The sequence below is a fragment of the Streptomyces sp. NPDC046335 genome, from assembly GCF_055587985.1.
Genome location: NZ_JBVJFF010000004.1, coordinates 233548 through 252743 on the forward strand (window position 1 = coordinate 233548; position 19196 = coordinate 252743).

Below are 19196 nucleotides of genomic sequence, written 5' to 3' on the forward strand. Positions count from 1 at the left end.
TCAGCCCACCGGGAGCATCGTGGCGATCGCGTCCTTCACGGACTGCACCTGCGGGCCGATGATGACCTGGACACTGTGCGCGTCGAGCTTCATGACGCCGACGGCACCCAACTTCTTCAGCCGCGCCTCGTCGACCTGATCCGCGTCCTGCACGGTCATCCGCAGACGGGTGATGCAGTTGTCCAGGGTCCGTATGTTGCCGGGCCCGCCGATCGCGTCGAGCATCGCCGCGGCGTCGTACTTTCCGGCGACCAGTTCGCGCTTTCCGGCGACCAGTTCGCGCTTTCCGGCGACCAGTTCGCGCTTTCCGGCGACCACTTCGCGCGGGGCGGCGGCGTCCTCGCTCTCCTCGTCGGAGCCGGTCTTCGGGGCGTCCTTCGCGTCATCGGCGTCATCGGCGTCCTCGGCGTCCGGCGGCTCGGGGTCCTCGCGGCCCGGGGTCTTGAGGTCGAAGCGGGTGATCGCCCAGCGGAAGAGGAAGTAGTACCCCGCGAACCAGACCGCCGCGATCACCGGGACCAGATACCACTTCGTGGTGGAGCCCTGGAGGACGCCGAAGACGAGCCAGTCGATGACGTTGCCGTCGGTGTTGCCGATGAAGACGCCGAGGACGGCGGCCGTCAGGAAGCCGAGGCCCACCAGGACGGCGTGGATGAGGTACAGCCAGGGCGCGATGAACAGGAACAGGAACTCCAGCGGCTCGGTGATCCCGCCGACGACACAGGCCACGACGCCGGAGACGAGCAGCGCCTTGATCTCCGGGCGCATCTCCCGCCGCGCGCAGTGGTACATCGCGAGCGCGGCGCCGGGCAGTCCGCCGAGGTAGGCGGCCATCTTGCCCTGGGAGAGGAAGTGGGTGGCGTCCGTGACGGCCTGCGAGGGCGACCCCGAGCAGTCCAGGTGCGCGTAGAACATGCTGAGGGCGCCGGAAACGTTGTCACCGCACACGGTTCCCGAGCCGCCGACGTCCGTGAAGCGGAACATGGCGACGAGGATGTGGTGCAGCCCGATCGGGCGGAGCAGGACCTCGCCCATGCCGAAGAAGAACGGGCCGAAGACGCCGGTGTGGCCGATGCCGCGGCCCACCGAGGTGATCCAGCCGTTGAACGTGGGCCACACCAGGGGGATGAGCAGCCCGAGCACGCTCAGGACGAGGGCGGAGATGATCGGGACGAAGCGCAGACCGCCGAAGAACGCCAGCGCGTCGGGCATGCGCTGAGCACGAAAGCGCTGGTGAAGGACGCTGACAACGATGCCAACGACCACGGCTCCGAGCAGTCCCGTATCGATGGACTGCACGCCCAGGACGTCGGCGATGCCGTAGTGGGCGACGGCCTTCTCGTCCTCGAAGTCGACGCCCTTGGCGGTGAGGTAGAAGTTCACCGCGAGGTTCATCGCCGCGTATCCGACGAAACCGGAGAAGGCGGCCACGCCCTTGTCCTCGCGCGCGAGGCCCAGCGGGATGGCCATGGCGAACAGGACCGGCAGGAAGTTGAAGGCGACCAGACCGGTGCTGGCCATCCACGTGAAGACGAGGTGGAACACCTCGGCCCTGAGGAACGGCAGGTTGTCGGTCACCGCCTCGCTGGAGAGCGATGAGCCGATGCCCAGCATGATGCCGCAGAAGGCGAGCAGCGCTACGGGGAGCATGAATGTCTTGCCGAGGCCCTGGAGGAACTCCCAGAGCGCGGCCTTGGTTTTCTGCATGTGCGGGGAACTTTTCTGCCGGGGGAGGACGGAGTCCCGCGCTCACCGGGGCGGTGCGGGAGCCGTGGCGATCAGATCACGCCAGGTCGGCGGCTGTCCATGGGCGTTAGGGTGCGCTCGGCGCCGGACTCGGGGGACATCGGCGCCCATTCAGTGACGCAGGTCTCAGGAACCGCGCCGTGGCCGCGGAGAGGTATGGGACGTGAGGGATTCAGAGGACGACCTGCGATGGCGGGTACGGGCCGGTGAACGCGAGGCGTTCGCCGAGCTCTACGAGCAAGGCGCGCGCACGGTGTACAACCACGCCCTGCGGCTGACCGGCGACTGGTCGACGGCGGAGGAAGTGATGTCGGAGACGTTCCTGGCGGCCTGGCGGTCGAGGGAGCGGCTGGACACGACCGGGGGCTCGCTGACGCCGTGGCTCCTGGGCATCGCCACCCACAAGGCGGAGAACGCCCGGCGCGGACTGCGCAGGCGCCGCGCCTTCCTGGCCCGGGACACGCAGCGGACGACGGTGGCGGACTTCGCCTCCGAGGTGGCGGGGCGGATCGACGACGCCCAGCGCCTGCGGGCGGTGCAGGTCGCCCTGGACCGGCTCAAGCGCCAGGAGCGGGAGGTGCTCGCGCTGTGCGTGTGGTCCGGCCTCGACTACCAGCAGGCCGCGGACGCCCTGGACATCCCGCTCGGCACGGTCCGTTCACGCCTGTCGCGGGCCCGGAAGAAGCTCGCCAGGTTCACCGAAGAGGCAGCAGAAGTACGAGGGACCCGAGAAGTCATGAAATCCCGAGAATTCGCGAAATCCCGGGAAAAGACGGAACCCCGTACGGCTCGCGGAGAGATGAAGAGTGACGCCGCACTCGCGGCTCGGCCCGTGCGGGAGGGAACCGTATGAACCACGACGACACGTCCCGGTCCCGGGACCGTCAGCAGTCCGACGCGGAAGCGATCGCCGGACTGCTGCCGGTGCCCGCCGACTGGGATCTCCCGGACGAGCGGTACCTGCGCAACAAGGAACTGCTGATGCGTCACATCGACGAAGACAACGCCGCCGCCACGACCACCGGGGCCCCCGAGCCCGCCGCTGCCCGCCCCCGCAGGCCGTTCCTGCGCCCCGCGCTGCTGGTGCCGGTGACGGCGTTCGCCGTGGCCGCCGCGGTCGTGGGCGGCGTGGCCGCCACCGGCGGCGACGGGCGCGAGCCCGCCGCGGCGGGGCAGCACGAGCCCGGCCAGGCGCGGCCCGCGGCCGTGCTGCTCGACCGGATCTCCACCGCCGCGAGCAAGGACGACCCGCTGAAGGTCGGGGACGACCAGTATCTGTACACCCGCTCCAAGATCCGCGAGGCCGACGTGACCAGCGGCAAGGCCGTCGTCAGCCCGCTCAAGGACCTTGAGGCGTGGTCGTCGCAGAAGCCGGGCCCGCAGAAGAAGCTCGGGGTGTCCAAGTCCGACGGCGAGACCCTGGACATCAACGCGCAGCTCGGCGACGACAACGGCACCGAGCCCGGGCTCGGCCGGCCCACCTACCGCTGGCTCGCCACCCTGCCGACCGACCCCGACGCCCTGCTGAAGTACCTGTACGCCAAGACGCCCAAGCACGACGAGAGCGAGCGCGACCAGGCGGTGTTCGACGAGATCGGCTCCCTCCTCGGCGGGGTCATGCCGCCCGACACGGCCGGGGCCCTGTACCGTGCCGCGGCGCTGATCCCCGGCGTCGAGAAGACCGACAAGGCCAAGGACGCCATCGGCCGCCACGGCCTCGGCATCAGGCGGGACGACACCACCTTCGGCACGCGCACCGAGTGGGTCTTCGACCCCGACGGCCTGGCGTTCCTCGGCTCGCGCAGCTACCTGACCGAGGACGGCACCTACGGCAAGCGCGGAACCCTGATGTTCAGCAGCGCGATCATGGCCCAGGCCGTGGTCGACGAGGCGGGCCAGGAGCCCAGCCCGCGCCATCGGGTCAAGCTGCGGGGCGCGGACACCGTCCGGGCGAGCTGACAGAACACAGCGGTGTCGCGGCGGCCGGTGGTGAAGACTGAGGCAATGGAGTACTTCTGCTACCACCGTGACCGCCGCGACTCCCTGGCGCCGCGCATGCGCCTCCTTGAGGAGCACTGGTCCTACATGGACCGCTGGGCGAAGGAGATGATCGCCCGCGGCCCGACCCTCACCGACGACGGGGAGATACCCACCGGCAGCGTGCACATCCTGGACCTGCCGGACCCCGCCGCCGCCCGGGCCTTCGCCTTCGACGAACCCGGCTACCAGGCGGGCGTCTACCGCGATGTGCTGCTGCGCCGCTGGCGGAACACCTTGGGCCGCACGATGTGGGACTTCCCCGGCGGCCCGACCGAAGGCGACAGGTACGCGGTCCTCGGCCTGGGTGAGGCCAGACCCACCCACCCCGGTGACCTCGTGCCACCCGCCGACGGCAGCGGTCAACTCATCGCGTTCGGACCGCTGTTGTCCGACGACGGGGCCACCTGGCTGGGCACGGCGGCGCTGCTCAGGGCGCCGGACGCGGCCACTGCACGCGCGGTCCTCACCGCGGAGGGGTATGCCGAAGTCGAGGTCCACAGGTGGCAGTTCGGCGGCCGCTCCTGACTCGCGTCCGCAACCGATCCGCTAGGCGGTCAGCCGTTCACGTGCGCCGTGAGCCGCCGGTCCGACGCCGCAGTCGGGCCGGCTGATCTCTGCCCACACCGCGTCGAGGGAGAGGCCGAGGGTGTCAGCGATCGCCGCGATGGTCGGGAAGGCGGGCGTGGCCACGCGGCCCGACTCGATCTTCCTGAGCGTCTCGGGTGAGACGCGGGCGTCGAGCGCGATCTCAAGCATCGAACGTTCTCCTCGGGCCCGACGCAGCAGGGCGCCCAGGCGCTGACCACGTGCGACCTCTGCGGGAGTGAGCGGCAATCTGACCATGACCCCGATTCTAGACCGGTATAGTTTGACCGGGATAGTTATTGGCTGCATGGAAAGAGCGTCGCATGATCGAGATTCTGAACCCCACTCTGCTGGCCCGAGCGAAGGACTCAGGCGCGCTGGTCGCCGACATCCTGCACACGCTGAAGAGCCGCACCACGGTCGGCACGAACCTGCTCGACATCGACCGGTGGGCCGAGAAGATGATCGCCGCGGCAGAAGCGCAGTCCTGCTACGTCGACTACGCGCCCTCCTTCGGACGCGGCCCCTTCGGGCACTACATCTGCACGGCCGTCAACGACGCGGTGCTCCACGGGCTGCCCCACGACTACACACTCGCCGACGGAGACCTGCTGACACTCGACCTCGCCGTCTCCAAGGACGGCGTCGCCGCGGACGCCGCCATCAGCTTCATCGTCGGCGACACCAAGCCCCCGGAGAGCGTCGCGATGATCGAAGCGACCGAGCGCGCGCTGGCCGCGGGGATCGCCGCCGCCGGGCCCGGGGCCCGCATCGGCGACCTCTCCCACGCCATCGGCACCGTCCTCAGCGAGGCGGGCTACTTGATCAACACGGAGTTCGGGGGCCACGGCATCGGATCGACGATGCACCAGGACCCGCATGTCGCGAACACCGGACGGCCCGGACGCGGTTACAAACTGCGCCCCGGACTGCTGCTCGCCCTGGAGCCGTGGGTGATGGCGGACACCGCTCAACTCGTCACGGACGCCGACGGGTGGACGCTCCGCAGCGCGACGGGCTGCCGGACGGCACACAGTGAGCACACGATCGCGATCACCGAGTCCGGAGCCGAAATCCTCACGTCGCCCAACTGATCGTTCAGGACGAGTCGACTCGTGGGGCAGTCCGCGTCACCGGCCGGTCCGGCCGGGCCGCGCCTCCAGGACGTCGACGTGGGACAGGTCCCGGTGGCGGTGGTGTGCCTCGGCGACGGCCGCCAGGGCGGGGCGGTCCAGGGCCTCGTAGGCCGACAGGAGGAGTTCGGCGGCGGCCGCCTCGCGGGCGGGGTCGCCGCCCGACGCCCAGTGCAGGTCGCGGCCCAGGACCAGGGCCTCCGCCGGGTCTCCGGCCGCGCAGCGGCGCCGGGCTTCCGCCAGGGCCGCCGCCAGCTCCGCCGAGTCCTCGAACAGGGCGTACATGTGCGTCGCGAACGCGTACTCGTCCACCGCGTGCTGAGCCGGGCGCCCCAACGCCGTCCCGCCCGGTACGAGGGCACCGGCCCCGTCCAGCGTCGCGACCCGGTCACGGTGCGGGACCCTGCCGTCGTACGCCCGCGAGTAGGCGAGGCCCGTCTCCGGCCGGTCAGCCGTCTCGTGGTCGGTCAGCCGCTCCCGGAGCCGGCCGAGCCGGGCCCGCTGCGCCGCCACCGAGTCGCTCCGCTCGTCGTCGAGGTCGCGCCAACACCGTTCGAGGATGGCGCGCACCGCCTCCAGCGGGGTGGCCGCGCTCATGTCGATACCGCCGCCGTCGTTGTTGTAGTACGAGGCGACCCCGCCGCTGGTGCGGCCGTCGTCGAACCACAGACCGTGGTGGAGGCCGTCGGAGCCGCCGTGCAGGAAGGTCAGGAACTCCGGCGGATCGCGGTAGTAACGGCCGTGCACCCGTACGTCGATGCCCGCGCGCGGTTCGCGGCGGGGATCGTCGAACAGATCCATGACACCGGCCGGACGCACGTCCAGGTCCCCGAGCGCCTGGCTCTCGACCGGCCCGAGGGACTCCAGGAACGTCCGGAACCGGAAGAGCGAATCGGGCAGTTCGAAGCCCCAGTCCCGCAGGACACGCGCTTCGACGTCGCCCCGCGTGGCCGTGGCCGCGGTCGCGGTCGTGGCTGCGGCCGTCGGGCGCTCGGTGTTCTGGCCGTGCATCGATGGGCTCCCTGGCGCTGCGTGTGGTTTCTGCGAAGGCCGAGCGTACAGAGGCGGGTGGGCCGGTCAGGCCGCGCCAGGTGACCAGGGGAAAATCCCGGTGCCCGGAGGCGACGGCTCTGCGATCATCGCCGGATGACACGCACCGACATGCCTCCCGCCTGGGACGAGCGCTCCATGCTGACCACCTTCCTCGACTACGCGCGGGCCTCGGCCGTCGCCAAGTGTGCCGACCTGGCATCGGAGGATGTCGCGAAGGCGCCGCTGCCCGGTTCGCCGCTCATGACCCTGGGCGGTCTCATCAGCCACCTCCGGTGGGTCGAGTACCACTGGTTCCAGGTGATCTTCCTGGGGGAGGAGGACCAGGGCCCCTGGACCGATGAGGACCCCGACAGGGAGATGCGCATAGGCGCGTGGACGGCCATGCCCGAGCTGCTGGCGACGTATGAGGAGCAGAGCGCCCGCTACCGCGAACTGGTCGCCGCCACAGACCTGACAGCCACGGCGAAACGCCCGGTCAGGGACGGCGTCCACGTCACCCTCGGCTGGATTCTCATGCATCTGATCGAGGAGACGTCCCGGCACAACGGACACCTGGACATCCTGCGCGAGATGGCCGACGGCACCACCGGCGCCTAGGGCCTGTCGTTTGGATCATCTCGGCGTCGCGGGGTCTGGCACGCACATCTGCGGCGTTGTCGTCGGTTGCCAACGCTCCGCGTTGTCGCCCTCCTCCGCCTTGCATCTGCACGCACCAGACCCCGCTCCGGCCAGGCTCAAAGGCACCGCCCCTCCAGCCGACCTGATCCAAACGACAGACCCTAGACGAGGAGCGGCTCTGTAACCTCCATATGTGTGACCGGTGGTGGGGAGTTGCACATGAGCGCAGAGGACACGCAGGGTACGGCCGAGAGGCTGCGGGCCGTCTGCGGTGAGTTGGCGGCGCGGTTCTACGAGCGGGACGACGTGGTGCGGACGCTGGTGGTGACCTTGCTGGCCGGGCAGCACTCGCTGGTGCTCGGGCCGCCGGGGACGGCGAAGTCCGAGATGGCCAGGGAGCTCACGGGCCGGATCGACGGGGCGGCCTACTGGGAGATCCTGCTCTCCAAGTTCACCGCGCCCACCAGGATGTTCGGGCCCATCGACGTCGCCGCGCTGGCCCGCGGCGAGTACCGCCAGGTCTACGAGGGCCGCGCCACGACCGCGCACATCGCGTTCATCGACGAGATCTTCAAGTGCTCCACGGCCGCGCTGAACGAGACCCTCGGCTACCTCAACGAGCGCATCTACCACCCCGAGAACGGTGGCGCGCCGATCAACTGCCCCCTGATCGGTGCCATCACGGCCAGCAACGAACTGCCCACCGGGTCCGATACGGCCGCGATCTACGACCGGCTCCTCGTACGCATCGAGGTCGGTTACCTGGCCGACCCCTCCAACTTCGCCGCGCTCGTCCGCTCCGCCGTCGGCCGCCGGGCGGCACCGGCACGCACCACCGTCGAGCTGGGCGCGCTGCGGCACGCGGTCACCGAAGCCGTGCCGGCCGTGGACGTTCCCGACCCGATCGTGGACGCGGTGTGCACGCTGCGGGCCGCCCTGCGCCGCAAGGAACTCGTCGCCTCCGACCGCCGCTGGCGGCAGGCGGTGGGCCTGCTCCAGGCGTCCGCGTACCTAGACGGCCGCCCGGCGGTCGCCGAGACCGACCTGTCGGTGCTGACGCACGTGCTGTGGGACTCGCCCGCCGACCGCCCGACCGTCGAGCGCGAGGTCCTGCAACTGGTCAACCCCGACGCCAAGGAAGCCCTGGACCTGGCCGACACCATCGAGGAGCTGGAGGCGCAACTCGACGCCATGGCCGGGCAGTCCCGCGAGGCCCTGAGCGACTGGGTCATCAAGAACGCCCACAACAAGCTGGCCAGGGCGGGAAACCGGCTGGAGAGACTGCGGGAGGAGGCGGTGGGCGCGGGCCGCTCCACCGCCGCCATCGACCGTGTCACCGGCCGCCAGCGCGCCGTCCGGGCCCGCGTCCTCACCGAGGCTCTCGGCGTCGACGCGGACATGGTGCCGACGCGGATGTAGGCAGGAGAGCCGGGGAAAGGGGGCGTGGACGCGTGGACGGTACGGGACGACGCGTGGACGGTGCGGGTCGCATGGATGGTATGGGGTGCGTGGACGGTACGGGTCGCATGGACGGTGCGCCGAGCCGGCTGGAGGAGCTGGCGAGCCTCGGCGGGACGTGGCTCGGCCTGTCCGCCGCTGCCTTCGGACGGCACACCACGGCCGTGCTCGCGGACCCGTTCGACCGGATCGCATGGCGTGACGTCCACGTGCGGTCGGCGGGACTGCGGGACCTGGACGCGGAGCTCGGCAGGGACCACGAGCACACCACCGACCTCCTGAGCGATGTGTTCCTGGCGGCCTACCGAGTCACCCCGCGGCTGCGCGAGCCCGCCGAGATGGCCCCCTCGCGGCTGGTCAACCACCACATCGTCACCGCACTGACGGAGTCGGCGGACTTCGCCGAGCTGCACCGCGAGACGGCAGGCGACCCCTACGCCGCCGCCATGGCCGTCCTCGCCCAAGCCGGGGAGCTGCGCCGGATGCTGGAGCGTTGCCGGGAAGCCGGGGAGCGGGCCGAACAGGCGGAGGCGGCCCAAGAGGAAGCCCGCGGCGCGGCGACCGCCGTGGGCGAGGCGCTGGGACAGGCCGCCGACGCGGCCGACGACGACGGCACGGTCCCCGCGCGGGCCGCCGACGCCGTACAGCAGGCGGTCCAGGCCGCGGAGGCGGCGCGGACCGCCGCGCGGCAGGCCGCTCAGGGTGCCGCCCAGACCCTCTCCGACGCGGCACCCGCGCTGCGGGCCACCGCCCGGCACGCCGTGGCGAAAGCCGCCGAGACCGTACGGGAGGAGGCCGCGCTCATGCGGGCGTGGGGCGTCGGCCCCGGCGAGCTCGAACGGCTGCCGTACGACGAGCGGGCCAGGCTCGCCGAGCGGCTGCGCACCAGCCGGCTCGCACAGTGGGCCGAGCTGATCGGACGCTTCCGCCGGATGGCCGACGGCGAACGCGCCCGCAAGGTGGAGAACACCGCGGGTGAACTCGTCGGCGTCACGCTCGGCGACGACCTCTCCCGCGTCATCCCCTCCGAGCTGGCCAACCTCGGCGTGCCCGAGCTGCGCGCGGTGTTCGCCGCGCGCTACGCCGCCGGAGAGCTGATGCTCTACGACAGCCAGGGCGAGCAGACCACCGGCCAGGGCGCCGTCATCGCCTGCGTGGACACCTCGCACTCCATGTACGAGGAGGGGCCCGGCGGAGTCACCAGGGAGGCGTGGGCCAAGGCGTGCGCCCTGGCACTGCTTGACCAGGCCCGGCACGCGGGGCGGGACTTCGTCGGCATCCTGTTCTCGGCCGCCGACAAGATCCAGGTCTTCCGCTTCCCCGCCGAGGGGTGGTCCTCCGGCGGCCCCGCCGAGGGGCACTCCGGCATCACCCATGTGCTCGACTTCGCGGAGACCTTCCTCGGCGGCGGCACCAGCTACCAGACGCCCCTGACAGCGGCCAGGGAGATCCTCGCGGAGGAGTACGACGACACCTCCCGCGCGCGGGGCGACATCGTCATGCTCACCGACGACGAGTGCGACGTCACCGAGGAGTGGATGCGGGGCTGGAACGACGCCAAGCACCTGCTGGGCTTCCGCGTCTTCGGCGTGGCCATCGGCGCCCCGCCCGCCGCCGAGGCAGGCTCGGTCCTGGACGCCCTCTGCGACAACCTCCGCTCCGTCGAGGACTTCACCGACGTCCACGCCGCCGCCGACCTCTTCCGCCTGATCTGACCTCGCGGGGCCGGCCCCCCGGGTACCTCGCGGCGACACCGACGACGTGCACACCGCGCGGGTCCGCCGCACCCTGGGAACATGGCACCAGCACCGGTAACCGTGCACCCGCCGTCCGGCTCCGGCGGCCGCCGCGTGACGGCACGCGGGCACATCCTCGGCCTGGCGCACTCCGACACGGACGTGATCGAGTTCCTGCGCCGGGCGGGCCTGGAGGACGCCGAGAGGCTGCTCGACGACCCGGCATGGGTGCGGTGGCGCGGTGGACGCGCGCACCACTACGAAGCGGCGTAGCCGGGGGCGGCACGGGTCAGGGGTTCACCCAGGCGCTCGGAGCGTCGGTCAACGCCGCGACGTCGGCCGGGAGCCGGGCGGTCGCGACATCGGCGAGCGACACTCCCTCAAGGATCTCGCGGACATTGGACCGCAGCGCGATCCACAGCGGGAGCAGGGATTCGGCGGGGCCGGTGTAGGACAGCTCGGGCGGCCGGACACCGCGCACCGAGACCAGCGGCCCGTCCACGGTCCGGATGACATCGGCGATGCTGATGTCCTGCGCGGGCCTCGCGAGCCGATAGCCACCGTTGACGCCGCGCTGGCTGAGCACGAGCCCGCCCCGGCGCATGTCGTTCAGGATGCCTTCGAGGAACTTGTGCGGAATGTCCTGGGCACCGGCGATGGCCTCGGCCTTGAGGGGCCCGTCGTCCGGAGACGCGGCGAGCTGGAGCGCGGCACGTACCGCGTAGTCCGCCCTGGCTGAGATCCGCATACGCGCATTATCCCGTACGACGCGGACCGGCGACCGCCGAGGGAGGGCCTCCGGTGGCCGCCGGGCGGATGCTCGTGCCCGGCGGCCGCGGGGTTCAGGCCGCCGAAGGGGTGTAGTGGGCGGCGTCGTCACCCTCGACGACACGGCTGAGCGTGCCGTCGATGCCCGCGGGGGCGTCACCCGCGACGGTCACCCGGTGCAGCAGGCGCGGCAGGTCGCCGTAGTCGTCGGGGGCGTAGTGCTGGGTGATGCGGTTGTCGAACAGGACGAGGTCGCCCGGCGACCAGACCACCCGCACGATGTTCTCAGGACGGGTGACATACGCCTGGAAGATGCGCAGCAGGTCGCGGGACTCGGAGGGGCTGAGCCCGACGATGCTCTGCGCGAAGCCGCCGATGAACAGACCGCGCTCACCGGTCTCGGGGTGGACGCGGACGACCGGGTGCGCGGTGCGGTACTTGCGGGAGACGAACCGCCGGCGGTGCTCGGCGGCCTTCTCGTTCTTCGGGGCGGCGTAGTCGTAGTCGTTGGTGTGCACCGCCCACAGCTTGTCCGCGAGATCGCGGAGCGCGTCGGGCAGATCACGGTACGCGGCCGCAGAGTTGGCGATGAGCGTGTTGCCGCCGTAGGGCGGGACCACGATGCTGCGCAGCGTGGACGCCTTCGGCGGCGTACGGACGAAGGTCACGTCCGTGTGCCAGTGGTTGGCGCGGATGCCCTCGTCGCCGTCGACGGGCAGGATCTCGGGCTGCCCCTCGACCGAGGCCACCGTCGGGTGGGCGGCGGTGAGTTCGCCGAAGAGGGAGGCGAAGCGGAGCTGGCCCGCGTCGTCGAGCTGCTGGTCCCGGAAGACGAGTGCCTTGTGTTCGAGGAGCGCGGAGTTGATCTCGGTGACGATGGCGGGGTCGAGGTCCGCGGAGAGGTCGGCGCCGAGGATCTCGGCGCCGATGCGGCCGCCGATCCTGCGGATGTCGAAGCCGGTGCTGGTGGTCATGTGCGGGGTTCCTTTCACGGGGTGAGCGAGGGGTGTGTGAGGAGAAAAGGCTGGTCTGCGGGGTCACCCGCCGGTGGGCACGCGCCAGGTGCTGAGCCGCCGTTCCACGGCGACCAGGAGCTGGTTGAAGGCCACGCCGATGGCGGAGATCGTGACGATGCCCGCGTACATCTGCGGGATCGCGAAGTTGTACTGCGAGGCGTTGATCAGATAGCCGAGTCCCGCCTTGGCGCCGATCATCTCCGCGGCGACAAGGACCAGGATGGACACCGCCCCGGCCAGCCGGATGCCGGTGAACATCACCGGTACCGAGGCCGGCAGGATCACCTTCTGGAACAGCCGGGGCGCCGACAGGTCCATCGACCTGGCCAGCTTGAGCAGGGTCGGATCGACGTTGCGGACCGCGCTGATGGTGTTGAGCAGGATCGGCCAGGTGCACGCGTACACGACGATGGAGATCTTCGACGTCTCGCCGATGCCGAGCAGCAGCACGAACACCGGCAGCAGGGCGAGCGCGGCGGTGTTGCGGAAGACCTCCAGCAGGGGGCCGAGGAGGTCGGCGACGGGCCGGTACCAGCCGATCAGCAGCCCGATCGGTACGGCGAGGACCACGGCGATCCCGAAGCCGCTGAACGAGCGCACCAGGCTGGCCCGTGCGTCGTCGGCGAGCTGCCCGTCGGCCGCCAGCCCCCACCAGGCGTCGGCGACCTCGCTGAACGGCGGCAGGAACGTCCGGTCGGCGAGCCCGATCCGGGGCCCGATCTCCCACAGCAGCAGGAGCGCCACGATGGCCGCGGACTTGGTCACCGCGCCCAGCAGCAGCCGCGGCAGCCGACGCGCCACGCTGCGACCGAGTGCAGCCGGGGAAGGAGCACGGCGTACGGCCGACTCCTTCGGTGGTACGGAGGTGACGGCCGGGGCGGGCTCGACGGAGGTGGCCCTCTCGGGGGCGGCGGTCCGGGTCGTCGAGCTCATGCGGAAACCTCTTCCTTCTCCAGCTCCTGCGCCTTGGCCACCTCGTCGCGCAGCAGCGACCAGATCTCGTGGCGGTAACGCGCGAACGCGGGGCTTGAGCGGAGGTCGTCCGTGCCCGTACGGGAGTCGAAGGCGATCGGCACGATCTGCTTGACGCGCCCCGGCCTCGACGACATGACGGCGACGCGCTGCCCGAGGTACACGGCCTCGTCGATGCCGTGGGTGATGAAGACGACGGTCTTCCCCGTGCGCTGCCAGATGCGCAGCAGTTCGTCCTGGAGCGACTCCCGGGTCTGGGCGTCGAGCGCGGCGAACGGCTCGTCCATCAGCAGGATGTCGGGGTCGTAGGCGAGGCTGCGGGCGATCGCCACGCGCTGGCGCATGCCGCCGGACAGCTCCTGCGGATGGCGGTCCTCGAAGCCGGAGAGGCCCACCAGGCCGAGGAACTCCCGGGCCCGCGCCGCGCGTTGCCGCCGCGGTACGCCGGTGGCCTCCAGGCCGAACTCGACGTTGCCCTGGGCCGTGCGCCACGGGAGCAGCGCGTACTGCTGGAACACGATGCCGCGGTCCAGTCCCGGCCCGGTGACGGGCCTGCCGTCCACCAGCGTCTGCCCGGTGGTGGGCCGGGTGAGACCGCCGAGCAGATCGAGCAGCGTCGACTTCCCGCAGCCACTGGGCCCGACCAGGACGAAGAACTCGCCGTCCGCTATCTCCAGGTCGATGCCGTCGAGCGCGGTGACGGTCCCTGACCGCCGGGCGCCCGCGCGGCCCTTGACGGCGAACTCCTTGCGTACGTTCTCGAACACGATTTTGGGTTCCGGCATGGGTCAGTTCCCGCTCTTGTCGGAGGTGTTGTATTCGTTGGTGTAAAGGTCGGCGCCGGCGACCTGGCCCTTGTCGATGTCGCCGCGCTCGGCCAGCCAGTCGATCCACAGCTGGAGTTCCTTGCCGGTGATCAGGCCGCCTTTCTCGGCGACTCCGTAGGACTTCCAGTACTTGAGGGGAGCGGTGTCCTCGTTGCGCCCACGCTTCTCCATGATCTTCGTCATCCGGGCGATGACCTCTTCACGCGGTGTGGAACGGGACCATTCGATGGCCCGCCCGACCCCGGTGACGAAAGCGCGGGCCGTGTCGGGGTTCTGCTCCAGGAAGCGGTCCGTCATCACGAAGGTGCCCGCGCTGAAAGCGCCGAGCAGTTTGTAGTCGGTGAACAGCGGGCGGATTCCGCCGGCAGCGAGGGCCTTGTCACGAAGAACACCGCCGAGTACGGCCACTTCTATCTGTTTCTGCCGCAGCGACTGCTCGGTGTTGACCGGCGGCACGACCAGCGGTTCGACCTTGTCCCTGTCCTCCCGGGAGAGACCGCCTCGTTTCAGATAGATGTCGAGCATGGCTTCCGAATGGGCGCCGAGGGTGTTCATCCCGACCTTTTTGCCGATCAGGTCGCGGGGTGAGCGGATGGGGCTGTCCTCAAGGACGTAGAAGCCGTTGTAGGCGTCCTTGTCGGCGCCGTAGTAGCTGATGACCGACTTGATCGGGGCGTTGTTCGCGGCGAGTTTGACGACCGCGCCGTTGAAGGCGCCGCCGAAGTCGGTCTGGCCCGTGGCCGCGGACTGGATGTCCTGGGGCCCGCTGATGGTGTTGCCGACCCACTTCAGCTTCACGTCCGCCAGAAGGCCCAGATCGGCGGCGAGTTCCGGCAGGGTGACCTGGCCCGCCCAGCCCTGGTAACGGAGCGTCTTGGTCCGGCCCCCGCCGGACCTGGCGGTCGCCGAGACGCCGCAGCTCACGGCCGCCGCGGAGAGACCGAGCAGGGAGAGGAACTGACGTCGTGTCGATGCCTTGGCGGCCATGAATGCGTCCTGTTCGAAAAAAGGGAATGGACCGCGCGGACGTCACGAGCGCATACGAGTGACGCGCACAGCGGCACGGCTATCGCTGCCGGCGGTGAAGAAATGGAGTGGAGTGCGGGGAATCGGTGCGCGGCGGCGGATTCAGCGTCCGGCGGCACAGATGGCGCTGGCCTGACGTCGCAGATCGACGTGCAGGCGCGCGGTGAATTCCTCGTGCTTGCTCACACCTTGAGCGTCGCAGCGGAGATCGGCCGGGTCAATGCCGTGAGGGACGGCTTATGACGTCCGCAACGCGGGAAACCCGGGTGAAGTACGGCGTTCACAATGAAGGCCGGGCTGCGGCGAGTCACGGGAATGAATTACGGGAATGAGTTACGGAATGGCCGTGGTGAAGGCTCAGGAGGGCAGGACGAACGGCGGGTGTGCGCCGTTGAGGAAGAAGTCCCCGACGTCCTGGAGCCGGTGGCCACCGGGCGCGTGCAGGGCGTGGGTCCGGGCATTGCGCCAGAAGCGGTCGAAGCCGAGCCGCGCGGCGGCGGAGGTGGCGCCGATGATGTCGAGGGCACGGGTGGTGGACTCCCGCACGGCTTCGGCCGCGGCGGCTTCGGCCATCGCCACGAGGACCGAGATCTCCGCGTACTCGTCGTAGGAGAGCTTCGCGCCCCGTTCGAGGCCTTCGCCCACGGCGTCCAGGGCCTGCGCGCCGAGCGCGGAGGCCGAGCGGGTCAGGACCGTCAGCTCCCCGAACATGGTGAGCGCTCGCGGGTCCTGCGGGGCTCCGGCCGGCCACGCGGGCCGCCGGGCCGCGTGCCCCGCCCTGCTGTACTCACGGGCCTCGGCGAGCACCCCCTCCGCGATGCCCAGGCGGAGCTGTACGGAGAGAAGGCGTCCGACGGGGGAGGCCAGGGCGGTCGGCGGCGACAGGATGTCCTCGTCGGCGGAGAGCGAGCCGAGCACGTCACCGCGGGCCACCCGGGCGCCGTCGAACTCCACCGTGCCGCCTGCCGCGAGGCGCTGGCCGAAGGTGTGGGCGTCGTCGTCGATCCGTACGCCGGGCCGGGTGGCGTCCACGACGACGGCGAGGGGCTCGCCGGTGTCAGCGCGCATGGCCCGCACGGCGAGGCGGTCGGCGACGAGGACACCGGTGGTGTAGGTCTGCCGTCCGCTCAGCACGTGACCGTCGCCCGACTCGGCGAGCGTCAGAGGCAGCTCCTGGTGGGCGAAGCCGCCGCCCCAGCACGACTGCTCCGCCGCGGACCGCTGCTCGACGCTTTCGGCGAGCAGGGGGTCGCCGAAGAAGCGGGCGCTCCACGACAGGAAGTAGTGGGAGCCGAGCAGTTGGGCGATCGAGCTGTCGGCGGCGGCGATCTCCCTGACCACGGCGTAGGCCGTCGTCCAGTCCGCGCCGCCCCCGCCGGCCTCGGCCGGCACGAGCAGAGACAGGAGACCTGCCTCGCGCAGCCGGGACACCTCGTCGAACGGCGTCTTCCCTGCCTGGTCCCTCGCTGTCGCGTCGGTGGCCAGATCGTCCGCCGCCTCCCGCGCCACACGCAGCCAGTGCGCACGACCGGGCCCGTCGCGCCCGGACTCCGGGGCGGGAACGGCCGGCGCGGTGGCAACGCCCATGGCGGAAGTCTCCTCAGCGGTGTGTATGGGGCATGTTCTTCATCCTCCGCACTCGTTGGGTGGGCGTCAATACTTTCCTAGTAAATTGGTAGGGAAAGCAGGAAGCCGACGCCCCGCCCGGCAAACGCTTTTGACGCGCCGGGAGCTGAAATCTCACCGTCAAGTTCAGGGTGAGACTTCGGGCTGGCGTAGGCCTCGGAGGAGCAGTGCGACCAGTCGGCGGGGGTCGTAGTCCGGGTCGCCCTCGCGGCCGATGCAGAGGTTGCCGATGCCGCGCATCAGTTCAAGGGCCCGCGTGCCGGGCCTGATCTCGGCGGCGTCCACCGCGGCGTCGAGCAACTCCGCGCAGACGGGTACCAGGCGGTCCAGGAAGTAGGCGTGCAGCGCGTCGAAGCCGCCGCTGTCCGACTGCATCGCGTTGGCCAGACCGTGCTTGGTGACCAGGAAGTCGACGAAGAGGTCGACCCACTCACGGAGCGCCGCGAACGGGGAGCCGGCGTCGGTGAGCAGGCGCGGCCCGGCCTCGGCGCACGCCTCGACCTGGTGGCGGTAGACGGCGACGACGAGGTCCGCGCGGGTGGGGAAGTGGCGGTAGATCGTGCCCATCCCGACGCCCGCTTCGGCCGCGATCTGCCGGATCGGCGCGTCGACGCCGGAGGTGACGAACACCGCGGCGGCGGCCTTGAGCAGTGTCTGCTGATTGCGCTGGGCGTCGGCCCGTTTACTCCGGGCGGGCCGCGGCTCGCCCTGGCCCGGAGGGGGTGTGGCGGGGGCAGTGGGCACCACGCGCTCCTTTCGCTGCCCGACGTCGAGGTCGGGTCGGGCGGGGGTCATCGAGGTCCGTCCTTGGACCGTTGACAAAGCGGAACGTTGCTCCGTATCGTCGAGAGCATAAGCGGAACGACGCTCCGGTTGAAGCTTAGCCGAAAGCGGGCGCTCCTTGCCGCCCTGCCTCACATGTCGTCCGCCGTAATGGCTGACGCGGAGGCCATCGAATGGACGTACGCATCATGAACGCATCGACTCACGCAACCGGCACCGCCCTCACCTCGCCCGCTCCCGTCCTCTCGGTCGCCCCGGTGGTCCTGCCGGACCCCGACCGCCCCGTGGACCTGGAGCTGCGGGTATCGGCCCCCGTGACAGGGGACGACCTGCCGGTCATCCTCCTCTCGCACGGCCAGGGCTACTCCACCCACCTCTCCTCGCTCGACGGCTACGCGCCCATGGCCCACTTCTGGGCATCGCACGGCTTCGTCGTCATCCAGCCCACCCACCTGAGCTCTCGCAGGCTGAGCCTGGACCCCGCCACCCCCGGCGCGCCCATGTTCTGGCGGTCCAGGGCCGAGGACATGCGGCACATCATCGACCGGTTCGACGAGATCGAGGCCGCGGTGCCGCAGCTCCGCGGACGCCTGGACCGCGACAGGATCGCCGTGGTCGGACACTCGATGGGCGGACACACCGCGAGCCTGCTGCTCGGCGCCCGGCTCACCGACCCGGACGACGGCACCGAAGTGAACCTGGCCGACCCCCGCATCACGGCGGGCGTCCTGCTCGCCGCGCCCGGCCGCGGCGGCGACGCCATCAACAAGCCCGTGGCCGAGAGCTACCCCTTCTTCACGACCACGGACTTCTCGCCGATGGCGACACCCACCCTCGTGGTCGCAGGCGACAAGGACGACTCCGCGCACCTGACGAACCGCGGCCCGGAGTGGCACACCGACCCCTACCTGCTCGCGCCGGGCCCCAAGACCCTGCTCACCCTGTTCGACGCGGGGCACGGACTCGGCGGAGTCTCCGGGTACGACGTCGCCGAGACGACGGACGAGAGCCCCGAGCGGGTGTCCGCGGTCCAGCGGCTGACCTGGGCCTACCTCCGCAGCCAGTTCCACCCCGGAGACGATGCCTGGCAGTCGGCGCGTGACGCGCTCACGACCGGCCCCGAAGCACTGGGCCGGGTCGAGTCCAAGTAGAACGATGCGGGCCGCCCGTCGACCGACCGGCGGCCCGCTCTCCCGCGGCTACTCCGCGGCCCCCTCACGTCCGCCCCCGAAAGCCCACGCCTCGACATCCCGGTACCGGATCGGACCCGGGCCGCGGCCGACGTCGCCGGCCACCAGGTGCAGGCGTTCGGTCAGCCAGGGGTGACCGGCGAAATCGGCGAGGCCGGTGGCGGCTCGGGGCGCGCACGAGGGGGTGTCGCGGCGGGCGCGGGCCAGGGTCAGATGAGGGCGGAACCGACGGTCCGGGAGAGCGATGCCACACTCCTCGACCTCGCCGCGTACGTCCGCGGCGAGGTCGTGGAGCGCGTCGAGTTCCCCGGTGATCCCGGCCCACAGCACGCGCTCGTCGAAGTGGCCGCCGCCGTGCAGCGCCAGGGTGAGAGGTGGGCGGGCGGCCGCCAGCTCCGCGAGGGGTGGGCGCAGGAGCGAGACCACGTCGGCGGGGACCTCGCCCAGGAACGCCAGGGTGATGTGCCAGTCCTCGATGCGGTTCCACCGCATGCGCGGATGCGCTTCGTAGGCGGGGCCCAGTTCCCGCGCCAGCTCCTGCTTCGCCTCGTCGGGCGGCGCCAGGGCGATGAACACGCGCACGGTGGCCGGGGCCGGGGTCTCTTCGTTCACGAGGGAC

Annotated in this window: 21 protein-coding genes; 9 read left to right on the plus strand and 12 right to left on the minus strand. The window is 70.9% G+C overall.

Annotated features, from left to right (window positions below; translation table 11 throughout):
- A complete protein-coding gene (gene malX, locus ACZ6JY_RS10575) occupies nucleotides 1-1707 on the minus strand; it encodes a maltose/glucose-specific PTS transporter subunit IIBC (protein ID WP_469194343.1) in 1707 nt (568 codons plus the stop codon).
- A gap of 223 nt (nucleotides 1708-1930) precedes the next feature.
- Between malX and ACZ6JY_RS10580 the strand changes: the two genes are divergently transcribed.
- From ACZ6JY_RS10580 to ACZ6JY_RS10590, 3 genes are read left to right on the plus strand one after another with little or no spacing between them, the layout of a single operon-like run.
- Nucleotides 1931-2599, plus strand: a complete 669-nt coding sequence (locus ACZ6JY_RS10580) for an RNA polymerase sigma factor (protein ID WP_469195014.1) — start codon at nucleotides 1931-1933, stop codon at nucleotides 2597-2599.
- Complete coding sequence (locus ACZ6JY_RS10585; RefSeq protein ID WP_469194345.1) at nucleotides 2596-3705, plus strand: CU044_5270 family protein; 1110 nt, start codon at nucleotides 2596-2598, stop codon at nucleotides 3703-3705. Before ACZ6JY_RS10580 ends, ACZ6JY_RS10585 begins: the two co-directional genes overlap by 4 nt.
- Before the next feature lie 45 nt (nucleotides 3706-3750).
- Nucleotides 3751-4311, plus strand: coding sequence for a YciI family protein (locus tag ACZ6JY_RS10590; protein WP_469195016.1), 561 nt, complete (start codon nucleotides 3751-3753; stop codon nucleotides 4309-4311).
- Between the two features lie 21 nt (nucleotides 4312-4332).
- Here ACZ6JY_RS10590 and ACZ6JY_RS10595 read toward each other — a convergent pair whose 3' ends face one another.
- Nucleotides 4333-4629, minus strand: a complete 297-nt coding sequence (locus ACZ6JY_RS10595; RefSeq protein WP_469194347.1) for a helix-turn-helix domain-containing protein — start codon at nucleotides 4627-4629, stop codon at nucleotides 4333-4335.
- A 65-nt stretch (nucleotides 4630-4694) separates the two neighbouring features.
- Here ACZ6JY_RS10595 and map point away from each other — a divergent pair, with 65 nt between their 5' ends.
- Nucleotides 4695-5465: a type I methionyl aminopeptidase gene (gene map / locus ACZ6JY_RS10600; protein WP_469194349.1), complete on the plus strand. Its 771-nt coding sequence runs from the start codon at nucleotides 4695-4697 to the stop codon at nucleotides 5463-5465.
- A 36-nt stretch (nucleotides 5466-5501) separates the two neighbouring features.
- Here the strand turns inward: map and ACZ6JY_RS10605 are convergent, their stop codons facing one another.
- Entirely contained in the window at nucleotides 5502-6515 is a 1014-nt protein-coding gene (locus tag ACZ6JY_RS10605; RefSeq protein WP_469194351.1) for an ADP-ribosylation family protein, read from the minus strand.
- Between the two features lie 135 nt (nucleotides 6516-6650).
- Here ACZ6JY_RS10605 and ACZ6JY_RS10610 point away from each other — a divergent pair, with 135 nt between their 5' ends.
- The 4 genes from ACZ6JY_RS10610 (at nucleotide 6651) to ACZ6JY_RS10625 (ending at nucleotide 10642) form a co-directional block, all read left to right on the plus strand.
- Complete coding sequence (locus ACZ6JY_RS10610; RefSeq protein ID WP_469194353.1) at nucleotides 6651-7154, plus strand: DinB family protein; 504 nt, start codon at nucleotides 6651-6653, stop codon at nucleotides 7152-7154.
- A 240-nt stretch (nucleotides 7155-7394) separates the two neighbouring features.
- Nucleotides 7395-8594, plus strand: coding sequence for an AAA family ATPase (locus ACZ6JY_RS10615; RefSeq protein ID WP_469194355.1), 1200 nt, complete (start codon nucleotides 7395-7397; stop codon nucleotides 8592-8594).
- Between the two features lie 107 nt (nucleotides 8595-8701).
- Nucleotides 8702-10348: a VWA domain-containing protein gene (locus tag ACZ6JY_RS10620; protein ID WP_469194357.1), complete on the plus strand. Its 1647-nt coding sequence runs from the start codon at nucleotides 8702-8704 to the stop codon at nucleotides 10346-10348.
- A gap of 81 nt (nucleotides 10349-10429) precedes the next feature.
- Nucleotides 10430-10642: a hypothetical protein gene (locus ACZ6JY_RS10625; protein ID WP_469194359.1), complete on the plus strand. Its 213-nt coding sequence runs from the start codon at nucleotides 10430-10432 to the stop codon at nucleotides 10640-10642.
- A gap of 16 nt (nucleotides 10643-10658) precedes the next feature.
- Here the strand turns inward: ACZ6JY_RS10625 and ACZ6JY_RS10630 are convergent, their stop codons facing one another.
- The 8 genes from ACZ6JY_RS10630 to ACZ6JY_RS10665 all read right to left on the minus strand — a co-directional run bounded on the left by ACZ6JY_RS10630 (nucleotide 10659) and on the right by ACZ6JY_RS10665 (nucleotide 17399).
- Nucleotides 10659-11117, minus strand: a complete 459-nt coding sequence (locus tag ACZ6JY_RS10630; RefSeq protein ID WP_469194361.1) for an RrF2 family transcriptional regulator — start codon at nucleotides 11115-11117, stop codon at nucleotides 10659-10661.
- Nucleotides 11118-11211: 94 nt separating this feature from the next.
- Nucleotides 11212-12111 (minus strand): TauD/TfdA dioxygenase family protein, encoded by a 900-nt coding sequence (locus ACZ6JY_RS10635; RefSeq protein ID WP_469194363.1) that lies wholly within the window; start codon nucleotides 12109-12111, stop codon nucleotides 11212-11214.
- Between the two features lie 63 nt (nucleotides 12112-12174).
- On the minus strand, nucleotides 12175-13086 hold the full coding sequence (locus tag ACZ6JY_RS10640) for an ABC transporter permease (protein ID WP_469194365.1): 912 nt from the start codon (nucleotides 13084-13086) through the stop codon (nucleotides 12175-12177).
- Nucleotides 13083-13910 (minus strand): ABC transporter ATP-binding protein, encoded by an 828-nt coding sequence (locus ACZ6JY_RS10645; protein ID WP_469194367.1) that lies wholly within the window; start codon nucleotides 13908-13910, stop codon nucleotides 13083-13085. The genes ACZ6JY_RS10640 and ACZ6JY_RS10645 overlap by 4 nt, the downstream gene beginning before the upstream one ends.
- Nucleotides 13911-13913: 3 nt before the next feature.
- A complete protein-coding gene (locus ACZ6JY_RS10650) occupies nucleotides 13914-14939 on the minus strand; it encodes an ABC transporter substrate-binding protein (protein ID WP_469194369.1) in 1026 nt (341 codons plus the stop codon).
- 141 nt (nucleotides 14940-15080) lie between these two features.
- A complete protein-coding gene (locus ACZ6JY_RS10655; protein ID WP_469195018.1) occupies nucleotides 15081-15164 on the minus strand; it encodes a putative leader peptide in 84 nt (27 codons plus the stop codon).
- A 171-nt stretch (nucleotides 15165-15335) separates the two neighbouring features.
- Nucleotides 15336-16565, minus strand: coding sequence for an acyl-CoA dehydrogenase family protein (locus ACZ6JY_RS10660; RefSeq protein ID WP_469194371.1), 1230 nt, complete (start codon nucleotides 16563-16565; stop codon nucleotides 15336-15338).
- A gap of 165 nt (nucleotides 16566-16730) precedes the next feature.
- Nucleotides 16731-17399, minus strand: a complete 669-nt coding sequence (locus ACZ6JY_RS10665) for a TetR/AcrR family transcriptional regulator (protein WP_469194373.1) — start codon at nucleotides 17397-17399, stop codon at nucleotides 16731-16733.
- A gap of 176 nt (nucleotides 17400-17575) precedes the next feature.
- On the opposite strand from ACZ6JY_RS10665, the gene ACZ6JY_RS10670 reads away from it, so the two are divergent.
- Complete coding sequence (locus ACZ6JY_RS10670) at nucleotides 17576-18538, plus strand: alpha/beta hydrolase family protein (protein ID WP_469194375.1); 963 nt, start codon at nucleotides 17576-17578, stop codon at nucleotides 18536-18538.
- A gap of 48 nt (nucleotides 18539-18586) precedes the next feature.
- Here the strand turns inward: ACZ6JY_RS10670 and thpR are convergent, their stop codons facing one another.
- On the minus strand, nucleotides 18587-19189 hold the full coding sequence (gene thpR / locus ACZ6JY_RS10675) for an RNA 2',3'-cyclic phosphodiesterase (protein WP_469194377.1): 603 nt from the start codon (nucleotides 19187-19189) through the stop codon (nucleotides 18587-18589).
- Between the last annotated feature and the right edge of the window lie 7 nt (nucleotides 19190-19196).

What these genes read in the sequence shown, in the direction of transcription:
- malX (WP_469194343.1), bottom strand. Translation starts at nt 1,707, where the DNA reads ATGCAGAAAACCAAGGCCGCGCTCTGGGAGTTCCTCCAGGGCCTCGGC.
- ACZ6JY_RS10585 (WP_469194345.1), top strand. Translation starts at nt 2,596, where the DNA reads ATGAACCACGACGACACGTCCCGGTCCCGGGACCGTCAGCAGTCCGAC.
- ACZ6JY_RS10590 (WP_469195016.1), top strand. Translation starts at nt 3,751, where the DNA reads ATGGAGTACTTCTGCTACCACCGTGACCGCCGCGACTCCCTGGCGCCG.
- ACZ6JY_RS10595 (WP_469194347.1), bottom strand. Translation starts at nt 4,629, where the DNA reads ATGGTCAGATTGCCGCTCACTCCCGCAGAGGTCGCACGTGGTCAGCGC.
- map (WP_469194349.1), top strand. Translation starts at nt 4,695, where the DNA reads ATGATCGAGATTCTGAACCCCACTCTGCTGGCCCGAGCGAAGGACTCA.
- ACZ6JY_RS10605 (WP_469194351.1), bottom strand. Translation starts at nt 6,515, where the DNA reads ATGCACGGCCAGAACACCGAGCGCCCGACGGCCGCAGCCACGACCGCG.
- ACZ6JY_RS10610 (WP_469194353.1), top strand. Translation starts at nt 6,651, where the DNA reads ATGACACGCACCGACATGCCTCCCGCCTGGGACGAGCGCTCCATGCTG.
- ACZ6JY_RS10615 (WP_469194355.1), top strand. Translation starts at nt 7,395, where the DNA reads ATGAGCGCAGAGGACACGCAGGGTACGGCCGAGAGGCTGCGGGCCGTC.
- ACZ6JY_RS10620 (WP_469194357.1), top strand. Translation starts at nt 8,702, where the DNA reads ATGGACGGTGCGCCGAGCCGGCTGGAGGAGCTGGCGAGCCTCGGCGGG.
- ACZ6JY_RS10625 (WP_469194359.1), top strand. Translation starts at nt 10,430, where the DNA reads ATGGCACCAGCACCGGTAACCGTGCACCCGCCGTCCGGCTCCGGCGGC.
- ACZ6JY_RS10630 (WP_469194361.1), bottom strand. Translation starts at nt 11,117, where the DNA reads ATGCGGATCTCAGCCAGGGCGGACTACGCGGTACGTGCCGCGCTCCAG.
- ACZ6JY_RS10635 (WP_469194363.1), bottom strand. Translation starts at nt 12,111, where the DNA reads ATGACCACCAGCACCGGCTTCGACATCCGCAGGATCGGCGGCCGCATC.
- ACZ6JY_RS10640 (WP_469194365.1), bottom strand. Translation starts at nt 13,086, where the DNA reads ATGAGCTCGACGACCCGGACCGCCGCCCCCGAGAGGGCCACCTCCGTC.
- ACZ6JY_RS10645 (WP_469194367.1), bottom strand. Translation starts at nt 13,910, where the DNA reads ATGCCGGAACCCAAAATCGTGTTCGAGAACGTACGCAAGGAGTTCGCC.
- ACZ6JY_RS10650 (WP_469194369.1), bottom strand. Translation starts at nt 14,939, where the DNA reads ATGGCCGCCAAGGCATCGACACGACGTCAGTTCCTCTCCCTGCTCGGT.
- ACZ6JY_RS10660 (WP_469194371.1), bottom strand. Translation starts at nt 16,565, where the DNA reads ATGGGCGTTGCCACCGCGCCGGCCGTTCCCGCCCCGGAGTCCGGGCGC.
- ACZ6JY_RS10665 (WP_469194373.1), bottom strand. Translation starts at nt 17,399, where the DNA reads ATGACCCCCGCCCGACCCGACCTCGACGTCGGGCAGCGAAAGGAGCGC.
- ACZ6JY_RS10670 (WP_469194375.1), top strand. Translation starts at nt 17,576, where the DNA reads ATGAACGCATCGACTCACGCAACCGGCACCGCCCTCACCTCGCCCGCT.